The organism is Trichlorobacter lovleyi, assembly GCF_015239775.1.
GTDB lineage: Bacteria > Desulfobacterota > Desulfuromonadia > Geobacterales > Pseudopelobacteraceae > Trichlorobacter > Trichlorobacter lovleyi_B.
In genome coordinates this window covers 130785-146994 of the sequence record NZ_CP058410.1, presented here as the reverse complement: position 1 = coordinate 146994, position 16210 = coordinate 130785, and the positions used below count along the sequence as shown (strand labels likewise).

At 48.6% G+C, this 16210-nt stretch carries 16 protein-coding genes; 10 read left to right on the top strand and 6 right to left on the bottom strand.

From position 1 onward, the window contains the following. Positions 1-66: 66 nt before the first annotated feature. A complete protein-coding gene (locus FY034_RS18125; RefSeq protein ID WP_265555732.1) occupies positions 67-2607 on the top strand; it encodes an AAA domain-containing protein in 2541 nt (846 codons plus the stop codon). Here FY034_RS18125 and FY034_RS18120 read toward each other — a convergent pair. The 3 genes from FY034_RS18120 to FY034_RS18110 all read right to left on the bottom strand — a co-directional run bounded on the left by FY034_RS18120 (position 2570) and on the right by FY034_RS18110 (position 4758). Then, a complete protein-coding gene (locus FY034_RS18120) occupies positions 2570-3280 on the bottom strand; it encodes an OmpA family protein (RefSeq protein ID WP_265555731.1) in 711 nt (236 codons plus the stop codon). The genes FY034_RS18125 and FY034_RS18120 overlap by 38 nt on opposite strands. Before the next feature lie 78 nt (positions 3281-3358). Further along, complete coding sequence (locus FY034_RS18115; protein WP_265555730.1) at positions 3359-3811, bottom strand: hypothetical protein; 453 nt, start codon at positions 3809-3811, stop codon at positions 3359-3361. Continuing rightward, positions 3808-4758 carry a hypothetical protein gene (locus FY034_RS18110; RefSeq protein WP_265555729.1) on the bottom strand — a complete coding sequence of 317 codons (951 nt, stop codon included), beginning with the start codon at positions 4756-4758 and terminating at the stop codon, positions 3808-3810. The genes FY034_RS18115 and FY034_RS18110 overlap by 4 nt, the downstream gene beginning before the upstream one ends. Positions 4759-5149: 391 nt before the next feature. On the opposite strand from FY034_RS18110, the gene FY034_RS18105 reads away from it, so the two are divergent. Both FY034_RS18105 and FY034_RS18100 read left to right on the top strand, forming a co-directional pair. Next, a complete protein-coding gene (locus tag FY034_RS18105) occupies positions 5150-5647 on the top strand; it encodes a hypothetical protein (protein ID WP_265555727.1) in 498 nt (165 codons plus the stop codon). Between the two features lie 344 nt (positions 5648-5991). Beyond that, complete coding sequence (locus tag FY034_RS18100) at positions 5992-6369, top strand: hypothetical protein (RefSeq protein ID WP_265555725.1); 378 nt, start codon at positions 5992-5994, stop codon at positions 6367-6369. A gap of 491 nt (positions 6370-6860) precedes the next feature. Here FY034_RS18100 and FY034_RS18095 read toward each other — a convergent pair whose 3' ends face one another. The 3 genes from FY034_RS18095 to FY034_RS18085 form a co-directional block, all read right to left on the bottom strand. Further along, entirely contained in the window at positions 6861-7538 is a 678-nt protein-coding gene (locus tag FY034_RS18095) for a hypothetical protein (protein WP_265555724.1), read from the bottom strand. Then, positions 7538-7987, bottom strand: a complete 450-nt coding sequence (locus tag FY034_RS18090) for a hypothetical protein (protein ID WP_265555723.1) — start codon at positions 7985-7987, stop codon at positions 7538-7540. The genes FY034_RS18095 and FY034_RS18090 overlap by 1 nt, the downstream gene beginning before the upstream one ends. Before the next feature lie 299 nt (positions 7988-8286). Then, positions 8287-9612: an AAA domain-containing protein gene (locus tag FY034_RS18085; RefSeq protein ID WP_265555720.1), complete on the bottom strand. Its 1326-nt coding sequence runs from the start codon at positions 9610-9612 to the stop codon at positions 8287-8289. 565 nt (positions 9613-10177) lie between these two features. On the opposite strand from FY034_RS18085, the gene FY034_RS18080 reads away from it, so the two are divergent. The 7 genes from FY034_RS18080 to FY034_RS18050 all read left to right on the top strand — a co-directional run bounded on the left by FY034_RS18080 (position 10178) and on the right by FY034_RS18050 (position 16191). After that, complete coding sequence (locus tag FY034_RS18080) at positions 10178-10534, top strand: hypothetical protein (RefSeq protein WP_265555718.1); 357 nt, start codon at positions 10178-10180, stop codon at positions 10532-10534. A gap of 110 nt (positions 10535-10644) precedes the next feature. Then, positions 10645-11091: a hypothetical protein gene (locus FY034_RS18075; RefSeq protein ID WP_265555716.1), complete on the top strand. Its 447-nt coding sequence runs from the start codon at positions 10645-10647 to the stop codon at positions 11089-11091. 251 nt (positions 11092-11342) lie between these two features. Continuing rightward, positions 11343-12536 carry a methyltransferase domain-containing protein gene (locus FY034_RS18070; RefSeq protein WP_265555715.1) on the top strand — a complete coding sequence of 398 codons (1194 nt, stop codon included), beginning with the start codon at positions 11343-11345 and terminating at the stop codon, positions 12534-12536. A gap of 127 nt (positions 12537-12663) precedes the next feature. Then, positions 12664-14889 carry a vitamin B12-dependent ribonucleotide reductase gene (locus FY034_RS18065; RefSeq protein WP_265555713.1) on the top strand — a complete coding sequence of 742 codons (2226 nt, stop codon included), beginning with the start codon at positions 12664-12666 and terminating at the stop codon, positions 14887-14889. Between the two features lie 78 nt (positions 14890-14967). Further along, positions 14968-15360 (top strand): hypothetical protein, encoded by a 393-nt coding sequence (locus FY034_RS18060; RefSeq protein WP_265555711.1) that lies wholly within the window; start codon positions 14968-14970, stop codon positions 15358-15360. A gap of 1 nt (position 15361) precedes the next feature. Beyond that, entirely contained in the window at positions 15362-15574 is a 213-nt protein-coding gene (locus FY034_RS18055; protein WP_265555709.1) for a hypothetical protein, read from the top strand. Then, positions 15571-16191, top strand: coding sequence for an ATP-binding protein (locus tag FY034_RS18050; RefSeq protein ID WP_265555707.1), 621 nt, complete (start codon positions 15571-15573; stop codon positions 16189-16191). The genes FY034_RS18055 and FY034_RS18050 overlap by 4 nt, the downstream gene beginning before the upstream one ends. The last annotated feature ends 19 nt before the right edge of the window (positions 16192-16210 follow it).

Genomic DNA, 16210 nt, shown 5'->3' with positions numbered 1-16210 from the left:
ATTCACTTGTTTTTTTCGCAGATATGTGATATATATAAACCATCACAGTATACAGAAAGACGTGCTATGGAAAGCAAGCTACCAAAAATAATCAAAGCGTGGACAAAGCACCTGGAAGACACAGCTATTGCAACGGCCACTGTTAAAAATGATGGGGCTAAATCGCTCGTGATGCTTCCATCTGAAGTCATTGATGGAGATGTGCTTAAATTGACACCTGCAGCCGCTGACGTCATAAAACAAAACCTGCTCTCTGCGAAAGCACCAGACGACAGTCACGACATCTGCTTGCTGCTGCCGGTTGCCATGAACAAGGCCAGCAAGGGTAAAACAGAAGTAAGCGCATGCGTCGCTTACAAAATTGAGCCTACATTGCGGTCAACACTAAACTGTGCCAGCACAGAAGGATATTTTGAGGTCCCCCTTGACGTTAACGATCCAGACAAAACACAGGTTATGCTTCCTGTATGCCTTAGACTTTTGGACTTAGAGGAAACAGTCATAGAAAAATGCAGGACACAAGAAGGCCTCCGCAACTTCACCGCATCCCTGACAGGATCAGACAGTGCGGTAACTTTTCACCAGGTAGCGGAATCACTGATAGGTTTGGCCGTCAAAAAACAGAAGAAAACAAACTGCATCGAGCCCCGCTATGTTGTTCTTGCGAGACTCGATCTCGGGAAATATGAGGCAAACTTGGCAAAAGACTTAGAAGGCATTCTTAAGTCAGGCGGAGAAATAGCCAGCAATACACCTGCGCACAAATACCTCTTCGCAGACAAAGACCCTCATGCCGTGCCTATGGTTGACCCTGCGTCGATCTGGCTCGGGCAGGGGGCCCCTTACTCGTACGGTTATGGCCAGGCACAGGTCCTGCAACAGATACAAAACGATTCTGAGCCGCTTGTGGCAGTGCAAGGCCCCCCAGGAACAGGGAAAACAGCCCTTATCCTTGGCGCTATTGCTGACCAGGTATGCCGCCGCGCGTATGCTTTGGCTACTGGCCAACCCGATTATGACAATTTAATGCTTGTGACATCAGACACCAATGCTGCCGTTGACAATGTAATCGATGGGCTTAAACACGCTGTTGGAGAAAGCGCTGAGTGGTTCTGGCTCAATGGTGGCAACAAGGAAAAGACCGATAAGGAGTTATCGGAAAGGATGTTTGCATTCGAGGAATGGTTGAAAAACACTCCCTTCGACAGCAAAGCTTATGAACACGCGTCTGAAAAACTTCGGACGCTCGCTGACAAGGTTCTCACGCCGCACAAGTTATCATCGGCAAACAAGCACCAGTTACAGCAGTCTATTACTGACATGACGTCAGAGATTGAAAGACTGTGCAAGTTTGAAAAGGATATGGGAGACTACATTAAAAAGCTCGAACTTGATTATTCTGCCGCCCCAAAACCACCTGAGGGATTTGAGATGGCAATGGCCGAGGACGTCCTTTATGAAGCTGGTTTGCTAAAAAGGCAGATGGAACTACTTCACGAAACACTGAATAAGGAAGTTTGTGCGACAAAACTTATGCCATTAGTAAGAGAGGAAAGCTTGGTGGTGAAGTTCCTCTCTGCAGTCGGCATTATCAAGCAAAAAACAGAAGTAGCTTCGCACGACAGATCTGCTGTTTTCGAATTGGCAGAAAAAGAGACCACTATGTTCCGGTCTTTTAGAGATAAGGTAATCACAACGCTGCATAATTTTGGTGAAAGAGCTCCCACATCATCTATGGAGCTGGAAGCCCTCGTAAAGCGTATAGAAAGCCTATCAGCTCTCTACAAAACCAACCGGGAATCAGAAAAACTTATAGCCGACAAACTTGTGGATCTGGATAAGGCCCAAAAAATGATAGCGGAGAAATCAGATGCGGTTAACCAAGCCCAATCATCACTTGATGCCTGGGTGGACTTCTCGGAAAAACTGAGAATCGATAGTGCTCTTGTCAATACGCAGCATGAACTGTTTAACGCTTCCGTTGCCTTCTTGAGGCTTGAGGCCCTTAAGCGGAGTTCGCGCATGATACAAGTGCTAGAGCAGTTCAGGGGAGATGGGAGAGACAGAAGTGAAGTAGTTAACAGCCAAGAAAAAAGAACTTTACTGTCTTTGGCTTATCCTGTTCTAGCTTCCACGAGTTTATCCGTGAGGAATCTTTTGCCTGCTGGCCAGATGGGGCCTCAGCAAGGTATCTTGCGCCTGTGTGTAATTGATGAATCCGGCATGATTCCGCTTCACAAGGTTTTCCCGGCGATCTGGCGCGCTCGTAAAGCTCTGGTTGTTGGAGATCTCAAACAGTTGAAACCAGTACACCAAATGAGTGATCAGCAAATTGAGGCATACCACAATTATATGAGCCAACAGGGGTTCACTGTTGAGGAAATAGGTGTGTGGTCTCCGTACGAATCAACAGCATATCATCGCGCCTCACGCTGCCCTGCAGATGCAGGCACGATGACCGGTTATGCTCTGTTTCTTGAAGAACACCGGCGCTGTGCGCAGGAGATTGCAGACACATTCAAATCAATAGCCCGTTACGACATGATGGAGGTCTGCACCCCAGACCGGTCTACACTGGGAAATGAACGCATTTTGCGCTCCCTTTAAGCACCCCTTCCTTTACAAAAATGACAGCTATCCTATTTTTTGCCCTAACCGTGCTTACGGGTTGGGTTTCACCGAAACCACTAACACCACTTACCTCAAACCCTTTTTCTGTTGCTATCCTAGCCACCGCCTTGGCCCTTAACTCGGAAAGTTTCTGGTTGTAGGCCCGAGGTCCTATATCGCAAGTATGGCCTTCAACCCGTACCGTATCCCCACCGGCAGCCTTAAAATTATCAAGATAGGATTCAACGGACTTGCGCTCGCCTCGGCTCAGCACATGCCTGTCAAAACCAAAGTAAGCGACATAACCTTCAATTTCAGATTGCCCTGCCTGTACTGATGACGCTTTTTGCGCCAAACCATCCCCCACATCTGAAGGTACTGGCGCCACAAACGGAATCAATGGTGGATCGTTTTTTGCTACATCTTTGATTTTAGCCTCTTCGGCATACGGCGACAGACTTGCGAACCGTGGGCAGGCATCGCACAAGACATGTTGATTATCGCGAAGCAAAGACCGCACTTGCGGGCCATAAAAATAGTTATAAACGAGGGCCCGTGGCTCAGTGACACCAGTGTCATTTACTGTTGCTGCTTTCGCATGGGTCACCGCACCACCTACTAACGCAGCAGCAATCAACCCCACTGTGATGCCTTTTGAATAGAACCTCATCTGATCACCTCTGAAAATTTTCCCCTCAACATGTATATGTCCTCCCCCTGTGGCACTAAAACTTAGGTTTTTTAAAGATCACGCAAAAAAATCATTTAACCCAATCACGCAGAAATCAGCCTGCCTGCCAGAATTGGTTACTGGCGTCTGTTTCACATCTGCCTTTGATGTCTCAGACGGGCGATCAGGGGCTTTGGAAGCGGCCTGCAGCAAAGGCCTCTTTATCGTCTGACCAGTGGCTTGCATTTGCGGAGAACGGTCTTTTTGAATAACAGGCTTTGGGTTCAACGGTAGTCGCGGTTTTTGAATCTTTGCCGTCTTGGTCACTGCAGCTTGCGTCAAAACATCATCTGGCAAATCGGCCGCGGAGCCAGTATCACCAAACAACATTCTGCGCCCTTCCTGGGTTCGCAAGAAACGTCTGACCGCCATGCCGACCAATACACCGCGTTTGTGCCAAGAAAGCGTGTTCATCGCTTCTGCCTGCACGGTCTCCAAATGAAATGTTGCCTTTACTCGACTGTCTTTCATGCTGAATACTTGGATTCCAGCGCCTTGCTAATCACAAGGTCAAAACCAATAGCGTTGGAAAACTCTGGCTCTTGAGGAATGAATATGTTGATCCCTTTGCCGTTTTTAATCCCCCCGTCTGCCGGAAGCAAATTGGCTCCACCGCCAAAAATGACCACATTTTTGAATCTGGCGTTGACGCCTACGTGCGCAATCAGGTCGTTCGTGATATCCGACATCAGCGCCTCTACATATGAAGTCGCCGCACTTTCAATCTCTGGCCTAATGTCGATAAGTTCAAACCCTCTCTGTATCTCTTTTGACTCAATCAGCTGCGACAACTCAATTGGGGTAAATGATCGGCTGGAAGAATGATGGGCAATTAGCGGCAGCAGGTAGTTCATTGACAAGTCATGCACACCACGCTTCATCAATGTGTCACCCGAGACGATCTTTCTCTGTTCGGTATCATAGAGATTGTAGATGCAGGTGTTGAAGCCGATATCAATCCCGAGGATGTTTCCAGCAACACCGCCATCTGCATTGCAACTGTATTCAAAAGCTTTAATCCCTCCTAGCCCCTGCGGTATCACCATGATGTCGCTAAACCTTCCAAGATCATCAAGGGACTGACGCAGTGCCTGGTGGGCGTTCGCCATGCCAGCACTGTTTTCCTCCTCAAACTTAAAAAAGCTATACGGCAGACCAACAGCAAGACTCACTTCGCCTTCATAGGCATCCACCCCTGAAATCTTGGCCGCCTCGCGGACAAAGATCGGATAGTATGAAATCAACTCATCTAGCGTCTTGACATAGCTTGCACCGGTTTTAACCAGTACCTCGTCACCAACTTGAATGCCGTCGTGGCTTCTGCGCAATGCCGAACGGAAACGGCCCCGGCATCCATCAAATTGCCATTTCATTGCTGAAAACCCAAAGTCACACACCAATACTTTTGGCTGAGTCATAAATTGATCTCCTGTTTTTCAAATAAGCCTCTCTACTATCTATATGTCCGCCCCCTGTGGCATCCCATTCCCAGAAAATTTTAAACCCCCATCGAAACGGCGGGGGTTTTTATGATAACTGACTGTATTTACGATGTTATTTCTAAATGTGGCCAGATTAAATCTTTTTTGTATATTACAGTTACATCAGTCGTATATTACACAGACCAAATTGACTGCATAGTATATGTGGGTTTTTGCTGTAAGCACCCTATTCGATTGGTCTTTTGTTAAAATTAATAAATAGCCTATTGCATAAAGAATAATGCAATTGCAATACACATATGATATAAGCCTGATATAAAAGACAATTTAAATCCAGATGGGACGTCATAAAAATAAGGGAGGCCAGATGGGAAAAAGCAAAGGCATAAAAAAATCAAGATGCATATATTTAAGCGAGCAAGCCCTGGAAACACTTGAGCAATTCAAGCATGAGTCATGGAATGCCAGCGCCATCATTTCAAGCGCACTTATCCGCTATTATTCTGTGCTCGAGAGGGAGTGTCCCCAACTCAAGAAAAACGAATGGCTGGCTATATGCGATGTAGCTAACGCCCTGCCAAAGCATACGGACTCACGTCAGCACGACCCGGCTAGATTTTTATGGGCAAGCATAGAGGGCGCCGCAGAAGTGGATGGGCTTAGCGAAAAATGGGAAATTGATGGGAAAGAGTTAGCCTACAAGATCAAAGCAATGTCATACGTGCAGCAATGCGCTATTATAGAGGTCGCGTCCTTGTTCTGGTGTGCGCCAGGCAGTGACTACAGCGAGATGCTGGCATTTGCTAAAGCAAATATTACCGAGCAGGTCGGACAAATAAATGCCGCCAAAGATCATCAACCATAACGAGGCTACTCGACTCTTCCGGGATTAGCAGAAAACAGCCCAGAGAAAGAGATACGGCATTTCTGTAACCATTGGTTTGCGCAGCATAACTACTAACGACTACACCAAGCCTGCCGAGTAGCCCCAAGTTCCAACTATGTGGAGGTTCAGAAACCCTGAAGGTGTTCGCCAACTGTACTTTTGCCCGCAGTTGGTAGAGCCGATGGGGGGGCTAGAGGTGCCGGGACTGTTATCACGTACGCTGTTAAAGATGGGCTGATCAACCCGCTGCCAGAGTGTGACAAGAAGGTGCTGCTGCGATGGCTTAACGACAAGTACAGTCTCTAAAGGGGGGCCTTGGCCTAATGGAACCATTAAGCAAAGAAGAAAGAAAGATATTTGATAAACTTTCTGCACGAACAGCATCTGGTGAGATATTGACTGGTGAACACAAGGAATATTATGAGTATTGTGTTTGGAAGGATCGGCGTGCAAACGGGTCAGATCCTCGGATACCACCCGAAATAGAGTTGGCTGGCAGGATCACGGGCAAAGGTTACGAAGCTGTCGCTGAATTAGAGAAAGAGGGCATTGTGTTGTCCAAAGAAGAGAAGTTTTCTCTGGTCAAGCCGTTTATTATAGCCGGTATGAAAATCATTTTCCCTGGTCGGTATGCTGGAGAGACAGGAGACAAATTTAGTCAAATCGAAACGCTAACCAAAAATGAGTCAACGTCAGCCTAAATATGATAGCCACTAGCTACGCGAGGAGCGCCCCAGATGGCTTAGAGTATTCGGGTACCCAGATTTCGTGATTGACAATCAGAAATGAGTACCTGTTTTTGAGGCAAGTGTTTTTAATCCCTAGCCCAAACCCCTCCCGTTTTACAAAAGCCCCTCAGGCGAGCATATTTTGCGTGCAATCTATGTTTTTATGGCCAGTCAAAGACGCGCAAAAGTAAATACAGCCTTAAACATGATAACCTATTGAAAATACTTGTGACCTTGGAACTTAAATACACTTTACCAATGGTGCTTATTTTTACACTTCATCAATCATGATCAATCATGAAATCTGGATACCCGCCGAGAGTATTCTAACTGTATAAAAACGATTTCAGTACGATGAAAAGCTTTCAATCAAGGAAGGTGCTGTTGCGATGGGACGAAGGCAGATATAGATTTTGCGAATGTAGAGGCCTAGCTATTTTCATCTGCCAAATTTAAAGGAAGGATCAATTTACTGCCAACAGACTGAGTTTAAGAGTTTGCTGGATAATCGCATAGCGTTGTTTGAGCGCCGCAAAAGCCTTATCACACGTTGTCGCCCTCACCTGACAATCTGGTATTTCGTCAATGACTGCTGTAAAACACCGATCGCTCTTGTTGTAGCTAATGTGAATGGTACAGTTGGCAAACGCCTCGTCCCGCGATTTAGTTTTTGAGTAGGTCCTTGTTGTGTCGGCATCACCAGGAAAGTAAACTCGTTCGTACAGGTCAGGATAGTCATTTTGAAGAGCCGAGTGAACCTTGAGAGACAAATGGTTTTGCGGGTCCTTCTCTTCGCTCAGCAAGCGAGCCGCCTCCCTGAAGTCAGAGATTTTCCATCCATCGCACCAATTCACGAAATTGAAGTTCATAGTCTGGAAAGCAACGGATATTTTTCTTGGCAAGACCTTATAAACAGCTTTATTCACCCTGGTGTATCCCGGTATCTCACCACGTGCTATAAGCACATTCAGGATAAAGTATGGACTTGCAGATGCTAAATAACGCTGTAGAAAAACAACTGAATATCCGGCACGGTAGGCCCTAAGCAACAAGGCTTCATATTCATCTACTACCCTGTCGGCAGATTCCCCGCTTGTAGGGGATTGGCGCACACGCGCCCTTGACTTGTTACTTTTCCACACTACTCGTTATCACCTATATTATTTTTATGCCTTCTACTGCTCTGTCGAGCCCGTCTCTGTAAAGATTTTAGTGCATCATCAGAGAGTCTTGCCCCATGGAAATGCGAATTAACTCTTCCTGCCAGAATAGCCTTGTTTATTTTAAACCCGCCCTCATAGGCTTCCCTGTAAGTTGAAAAGACATATCGCTCAACATGCGTCAAGTCACAGAGTTCTACAGCATCAGTACGTTTGTCTTTCCTCATAGACAAGAGTTTTAATCGCAAAAACTCGAGGCTTCCATCTCCATTCCATAAATGGCTAACAACCGAAATGATCTTCATATCAGCATCACTTGGTTTTTTGGAAATCAAGTTCATCGCAACAAGAAGTTTATAAACCGGATCTGGTATTCCAAACTCTCCTGGAGTGTTCAAATCCCCTTGTGTGCATTTTATTTGCTTAGGCATCGTGCCATACCTCCCTGATTGCTACAGACTGGCACAACGCTGATACCCAAAATCGAAGGCAAGGTTTTCATCATGAGCCACAAGCACTTCTTTACGTCGCCTACGGCTTGGGCGTTCGGGCACAGATCCGCAATCTAAAAAATAGCGGAGATCACCCACTAAATGGTCATGAGTTCTACTTATGCGGGTCCTAACAGTGCTCATTGACACGCCTTCAGCCTCTGCAATTTCTGAAAGAGATAATTTGCCTCGGTCTCCAAGTCCACTTAAGTGATACCAAGTGTTACGACACCCATCTGTCATGTCCAATGTAGCCAAATGCATAACTGGTGCTTGTTTGCCGATGATAACTTGTGCGGCGTGAGAACCTTGTCAGCGAGCGTCCGAAGTTTTTCAGACGCGTGTTCATAAGCTTTGCTGTCGAAGGGAGTGTTTTTCAACCATTCCTCGAATGCAAACATCCTTTCCGATAACTCCTTATCGGTCTTTTCCTTGTTGCCACCATTGAGCCAGAACCACTCAGCGCTTTCTCCAACAGCGTGTTTAAGCCCATCGATTACATTGTCAACGGCAGCATTGGTGTCTGATGTCACAAGCATTAAATTGTCATAATCGGGTTGGCCAGTAGCCAAAGCATACGCGCGGCGGCATACCTGGTCAGCAATAGCGCCAAGGATAAGGGCTGTTTTCCCTGTTCCTGGGGGGCCTTGCACTGCCACAAGCGGCTCAGAATCGTTTTGTATCTGTTGCAGGACCTGTGCCTGGCCATAACCGTACGAGTAAGGGGCCCCCTGCCCGAGCCAGATCGACGCAGGGTCAACCATAGGCACGGCATGAGGGTCTTTGTCTGCGAAGAGGTATTTGTGCGCAGGTGTATTGCTGGCTATTTCTCCGCCTGACTTAAGAATGCCTTCTAAGTCTTTTGCCAAGTTTGCCTCATATTTCCCGAGATCGAGTCTCGCAAGAACAACATAGCGGGGCTCGATGCAGTTTGTTTTCTTCTGTTTTTTGACGGCCAAACCTATCAGTGATTCCGCTACCTGGTGAAAAGTTACCGCACTGTCTGATCCTGTCAGGGATGCGGTGAAGTTGCGGAGGCCTTCTTGTGTCCTGCATTTTTCTATGACTGTTTCCTCTAAGTCCAAAAGTCTAAGGCATACAGGAAGCATAACCTGTGTTTTGTCTGGATCGTTAACGTCAAGGGGGACCTCAAAATATCCTTCTGTGCTGGCACAGTTTAGTGTTGACCGCAATGTAGGCTCAATTTTGTAAGCGACGCATGCGCTTACTTCTGTTTTACCCTTGCTGGCCTTGTTCATGGCAACCGGCAGCAGCAAGCAGATGTCGTGACTGTCGTCTGGTGCTTTCGCAGAGAGCAGGTTTTGTTTTATGACGTCAGCGGCTGCAGGTGTCAATTTAAGCACATCTCCATCAATGACTTCAGATGGAAGCATCACGAGCGATTTAGCCCCATCATTTTTAACAGTGGCCGTTGCAATACCTTCTGCTAAAAGCTGCTCTTGCTGTAATCTCTCCAGCTTCTCTTCTGGGTTTTCATTATCCCTGAACAGTTCAATATCGTCAGGGTTAGACGACCTGTTCGACAAGCTTGTATCATCAGCCAACAAAGATATCGTTAAGCTTGTCAACGACATTGAAAGCGGAAAACTCGATCGTCCTCTTTCTGGCGTGCTTCAGTATATCCTTTTGAAACATAACTCACTGGAGTCAAGCGTCAAAGCTAAGTCGAGGCACTAACAACCCAAAAAGAAAAATCCTAAGAAAAATCTCGTATTCTTATTGACAAACGCAGTTGGGGGAGTAAAATGTCACTAATTTCTCTCCGCGCCTCTTTGGCACCCTCTCTGACTCGCCATCAGAGTTGTATTTGTGTGGTTACCTCGGCTCACACCTCTTCAAGCTGAACAGCTCCGCCGTCCCTATCAAGGCAGCAGCTGCTTCAGTATCAACATGATCAGGGTAATTATTCTCTTTACCTTGCATCCTCATATTGTTCCCCTGCCCGCATGTGACCTTCGCGTCTGTGCGGGTTTCTTTTCATCCTGGCCACAAACTCAAAGACGATGCGCCACCTCCGGGTGAACCTCGTCTTTTTTGTTGCCTTCCCTATATAACTCTTTAAGGCACCTCTTCGAAGGTCGCCAATCCAAACTCACGGAGGTACTGACTATGAACGTCAAGTACGAAATCAAACGCGCCCTTGTTGGTCTTGCAGCAACCACCTTGGCCGCACCCTTTACTGCTGCAGGAATATGTCTGCTTCTTTGGCTTACATGGAAAGGTATCATTCTTGATACCTGGGCATTCACCGCCATCGGAGCAATCGTAATCACCCGTATAGCAGGGATCCACATGGAAGACCGTCAGCTCCAGGACATCCTGGTTGACATCTTCCTGTTGACCTTGCTTGCTGGCTTCGTGCCGGGGATATACCTCAAGGACCTCTTCCGAGTGGCCCGGTATCCGGCTGAAGATAAACTTGTGAGATGGTTCGAGGGATACCTCCCTTGGGACATGACCACCTAAACACAAAACGATAGCGCCTCCTTGTGAGGCACCCACCCTGTTGAATTGGGAGTACGTCTTCATCAAGCACTCCCAGAGGGGGGAGTGCCTTTAATTCCAAGGAGGATACCATGCCTGAAATTCAAACCACCGGACACAAACACTTTGATGAGATCGCCAAAAGAGACTATGTCGGCACCGGTAACGTACTGAGCAACATCCAGATCAGCACCTACATCCGTGCTTACAAAAACGTTGACTGCAACGGCTTCGACTGGAAAGAAGGAGACCTGCAGAATGCTGACCTCAAGCGGTGGTCTGAAAACAAGTACGCCCCACCCCAACATGTAATCCAGTATGTCAAAGACCATGGCCTTGATGAAGACATGGTCCTTTACATGTTCTTCCACCGGTACGCCTCATACAAGGACCTGGTGGTACATGGGTACATCCTTACCAAAGGACATAAGCAGAACCACGCGCTGATGAAAAGCTGGGTAACTGGCCCAACGTACAAATCCGAGAAAATTATTGAGGAGTGTGTGCGGGTCATCAGCACGAAAGAAGGTGCTGCTTAATGGGCGTAACAGTCATCTGCTCCTACAAGGGGCGTCGGTATACCCTTCTTTGGACGGGTAAAACAAAATTCGGCATGCGAGCTCATCTTCAATTTACCGATGGCTCCAAAGACTTTTGGGTCGATGCAGACAAACTCGATCCTGTTGTTGCCTAAACAACCATTCTTTTCTTTCACCCGGCGGGGACACATCATCCCCTCGGGGCATTGGTGTGTCTCCTCCCTACCCTACCTCTCAAGGAGAAAAACACCATGACAAAGAAAACAGCCACCACTACCCCCGAGTTCGAGCAGTACCGTCAAGAAATGATCGCCAAGCGTCAAAGGTTCGGAGACAAAAAGATTCACTTTCCGGACGTAGTCAGCTTCGACCAGCTCTTTGACGGATCCGGCTTTGATAAAAAGCTTGTCAAGCCCAGTGGCCACCCTGACATCAGCACCTTCTGCTGGGTCAGTTATATTCAAGGCTACGAAGGCCCTCGCCCGAGCTCCTTCTACGCAACCCCAAACAAAAGCCTGGTTGAGTGGATAGCCCACGAAATGATGTACAGCTGTGGCATCCACTTCAAAATCATCCTTTATGACGACGGAACAGCCCTGCTCACTGCTGAATATGATCAGATTCTGGGAAGTCGTTGGCTGGCTTTAATCAAGACAGAAACTGTACCTGCTATAAAGCCAGAGGATGCACCCGAACAACAACAGGTGCCTAACGAGATGCTGGCCGTCCTTAGCCAATGTCTTATCGACGGCAACCTGCTGAAACTCCCCTGCCAACTTGACCGCAAGCTTTACACCAAGATCGATGCACTCTTGAAAGACCTTGGTGGTAAGTGGAACAGAAAGGCCGGCGGTCACGTATTCGAGGAAGACCCGTCCGAACTCATCGACAACATCATTGTCACCGGACGGACAACCAAACCGGAGAAATTTGGTTTCTTCCCTACTCCGAAGCCACTGGCAATGGATGTAGTGGACAAAGCCAATATTCGTCCCGGGATGAGAATACTCGAACCGTCAGCCGGCGATGCCGGTCTGGCAGACATAATCAAAGAAAAAAGCGACCAGATCTTCTGCTGCGAACTGCAGGAGAAAAACGTCGCCCTACTGAAAGACAAAGGCTACCAAGTCGTACAAGGAGATTTTCTTGACTTGGGCATCGGGTATGAGGCGTTCGATCGGGTGGTCATGAACCCCCCTTTTGAAAAACAGGCAGACATCAAGCATGTCCTGCATGCCTGGAACTTCCTCAAACCTGGTGGCCGTCTGGTCGCCATCATGTCATCCAGCGTGAACTTCAGACAAGACAAGCGCGCGACAGAGTTTCGCGAATTTGTCGATCAGTTTGAAGGCGAGATCACAGCCAACCCCGATGGCAGCTTCAAGTCATCAGGAACCGCTGTGAACACCGTCACCCTGGTAATTGACAAACCAGCAGCGGCTTAATGCCGCACCCCTTGGACATATATATGTGCAGGGACTAAATCCATTTCACCCAAATTGGGGGACATGTCCAAGCGAGCCCCCAAAGAGGGGCCGACATGTCTCCTTTTTATCTTAAGGAGAAAACATCATGTCTAAACATATTTCTATTTCTAAACAACTCTCCATGCAGCCTTCCGCTAACGCCACTACCATCCTTGAAAAACGCTACTTCCGTGGCGAGGACAAGGGTTTTACCGGTATGTGTAAACGGGTGGCCAAAGCTGTCGCATCAGTAGAAAAAGACGCCAACTATCGTAAAAAGATGGAAGAGGTATTTTTCAACCTGATGAACACAGGTCTGTTTATGCCCAACTCCCCCACCCTGATGAACGCCGGCCGGCCTCTTGGCCAACTGTCTGCCTGCTTCGTGCTGCCTGTGGAAGATTCAATCCCTGGCATCTTTGAAGCAGTCAAGCAAACCGCCATCATTCATCAAACCGGTGGCGGAACCGGCTTCTCATTCTCCCGTCTGCGTCAGGCCGGCGCCAAGGTTAAATCCACATCAGGTGAATCATCTGGCCCGATGATTTTCATGGATACCTTCAACGCCGCAACTGAAAGCATCAAGCAAGGTGGCGCACGCCGCGGTGCCAACATGGGCGCCCTGCGTTGCGACCATCCGGATATTTTGTCTTTCATTCGTTACAAGAAGGACCGCACCAAGCTTACTAACTTCAACGTCTCAGTCGCTGTGACCGAGGCATTCATGAAGGCTGTAGACTCCGGTAGTGAATATCCCCTCGTCGAGCCGCACACCGGCAAGATAGTAGGCATGCTTGATGCCCGCGCAGTATGGAATGAAATCGTCGATTACGCATGGGAATCCGGCGAACCCGGCATTCTCTTTATTGACGAAGCCAACCACCACAACCCCACTCCGCATATTGGTGAGTATGAGACGACCAATCCATGTGGTGAACAGTGGTTGCTCCCTTTTGAGTCCTGTAATCTCGGCTCCGTCAACTTGGCCCTCATGGTCAAAAACGGCGATATCGATTGGGATCTGCTCACGGTAGTCGTCCTTGAGTCCATTCACTTCCTGGACAACATCATTGACGCCAACCGTTATCCGATCCCCGAGATCGATGCCATGACCAAAGCCAACCGCAAGGTCGGTCTGGGTGTCATGGGATTTGCCGATATGCTGGCCCAAATGGGAATCGCCTACGACTCAGACAAAGGTGTTGAGCTGGCAGAGAAAATCATGGGCTACATCAACAATGTCGCTCATGACGCTTCAGAGTGGCTTTCAGTCATAGCTGAACGTGGTAACTTCCCTAATCACAAGGGGAGCATCTACGACGGCAAGCGGGCGCAGCGCAACGCCACGGTTACCACCATCGCCCCTACCGGCACGATCTCTATAATTGCCGGCGCATCATCAGGCGTCGAACCCCTGTTTGCGGTCAGCTTCATTCGCAACCAGGCCGACACCATCATGTTCGAGACCAACCCGCTCTTCGAAAAGATTGCAAAAGAACGTGGCTTCTGGAGTGAAGAACTCCTGAAGAAAATCTCAGCAGATGGCGGATCAGTCGCTCACTGCGACGAAGTCCCCGAAGATGTAAAAAGGGCATTCAGAACCGCCCATGACATCTCCCCCGAATGGCATGTTCGTGTGCAAGCAGCTTTTCAAAAGCACACCGACAACGCGGTCTCCAAGACCGTTAACTTCCCGAAGGAAGCCACTCGCGAGGAAGTCGAAAAAGCATTCAAACTGGCCTACCAGCTGAAGTGCAAGGGCATCACCATCTACCGAGATGGATCCCGTGACGAACAGGTCCTCTCCACTGCGGCCACCACCGCAAAAGAGACACCTGTAGACGCACCGGTTCAAACCTCACAGCAAGAGCCCACCAAGCGTGAACGTCCAAACAAACTCAAAGGTGCAACCTACGAGATGAAAACCGGATGTGGGCCTCTTTACATAACCATCAACGAAGATCAGACAGGTCTGTTTGAACTCTTCACCACCATGGGCAAAGCTGGCGGCTGCGCTGCTTCTCAAGCAGAAGCACTCGGTCGCATGGTCTCTTTGGCCTGGCGCTCCGGCGTTGGTGCCAAGCAGGTCATCAAGCAGCTTTCCGGAATCTCCTGCCACTGCCCTGCCGGCTTTGGCGAGAACAAGATCTCCTCCTGTGCTGATGCCGTGACCAAGGCCATTTCCGCTCACATGGAAGAGCTCACCGGTGATGAAGATTTCCACAGCAAAAAGCAGTCCGGCCATCAAGGAGCCTGCCCAGAGTGCGGAAGCGCTTTGGAACATGCAAGCGGATGCGCCGTCTGCCACAGCTGCGGGTTCAGCGCCTGCTGACTCACTCCACCACATAACAACAAAACAGAAAGGGCGGCCAAATTGGTCGCCCTTTCTATTGCGTCCAAGGAGGACGACATGACAAACACGACACTCACCACTACAGCAGCAGCCGACCAACTCCACAAACTGATAGAAAACTGCAGCAAAGAAAAGCTCGCCGAGCTGTATAGCGCCGCTTTTACCAGCACTTGCTCTATCAACGAAGAGGGAGCCCTTTCTGTGTCCCAGGAGAAATTCCGGGTCTACGCAGTTTGGGGGAGCGATGATGCTGGCGCAGCAGCAAACATGCAGTACGAAGACAAGCCGGACTGGACTGTGCTTGAAAACGATCCGGACTGCTATGAATTCAACACCGATAAAGAACGCGATGCGTTTATTCAAGGTGCGGAAGCGGCTGAAGGCTGGCTAGATTGGTACTCAATGGAAGAAGAAGAGTATCAGGCTTGCTGCGAACAAAGGGGGTGTTGAGATGTTTGATATCATCCCTTTCTCATCACAAACCTTCAACATCGTGAAGCTCGCGGCGATGCTCAAATGCTCCTACTTCGACAAAAAAGTATTGGAGTTCATCTACCTCTGGAACCAGAGCGTCCACTGTAAGTGTTTTTACACCTACAGGCTCAGTGCTTGGGGCCCGACGAACGAAATCATCTTTTTCCAAACCGAAGGAGGTCAAGCATGAGCGTCATCGCCCTATCAGGAGCGTCGTCCACAGGAAAATCCACCCTGTTGAGCGACCTTCGCAAACCCATCACTGAACTTGCCGAAGAGCACAACCGTGAGGTTGTCTTCCAGAAAGAGCGTGCACGGGAAATCTTCGAAGAGCAGTTCAGCCACTCTTACGAGTCGCTAACTGATCTCCTGGCTGACGATCCCCTGGTTTACCAGATGGCGTTGGCTGAAGCCTTCCAGGCAGATGCCTTGGTCGCTAAAACGAACCCCAAAACTCTCTATGTAGCAGATCGTACCGGCTTTGATGTTGCCGTCTACACCATGCTGCTTGGAGGAACCGGGTACAGTGACGCAGCCAAGATTAACGGTATCTTCGCCATGCTGCATTCCTCTCTTCACGTCGTTGACCACGTCTTTTTGACCGTGCCATTCAACGTCGAGGCAGAACAAGACGGTTTTCGACCTGATCAGTACGCAGATCCGGCAAAGAGGGCCTTGGAGGTGAACATGTTCCGTCACATTGGAGCAACGTTTTCCAACACGACCATCCTGCCGTCAAGCCATGCTGAAAGAATAGAAACCGTACTTGACCTGCTAAAGCGCAGGCTCTCAAACAACACAATCTAACCTAACAAGATATTTACGC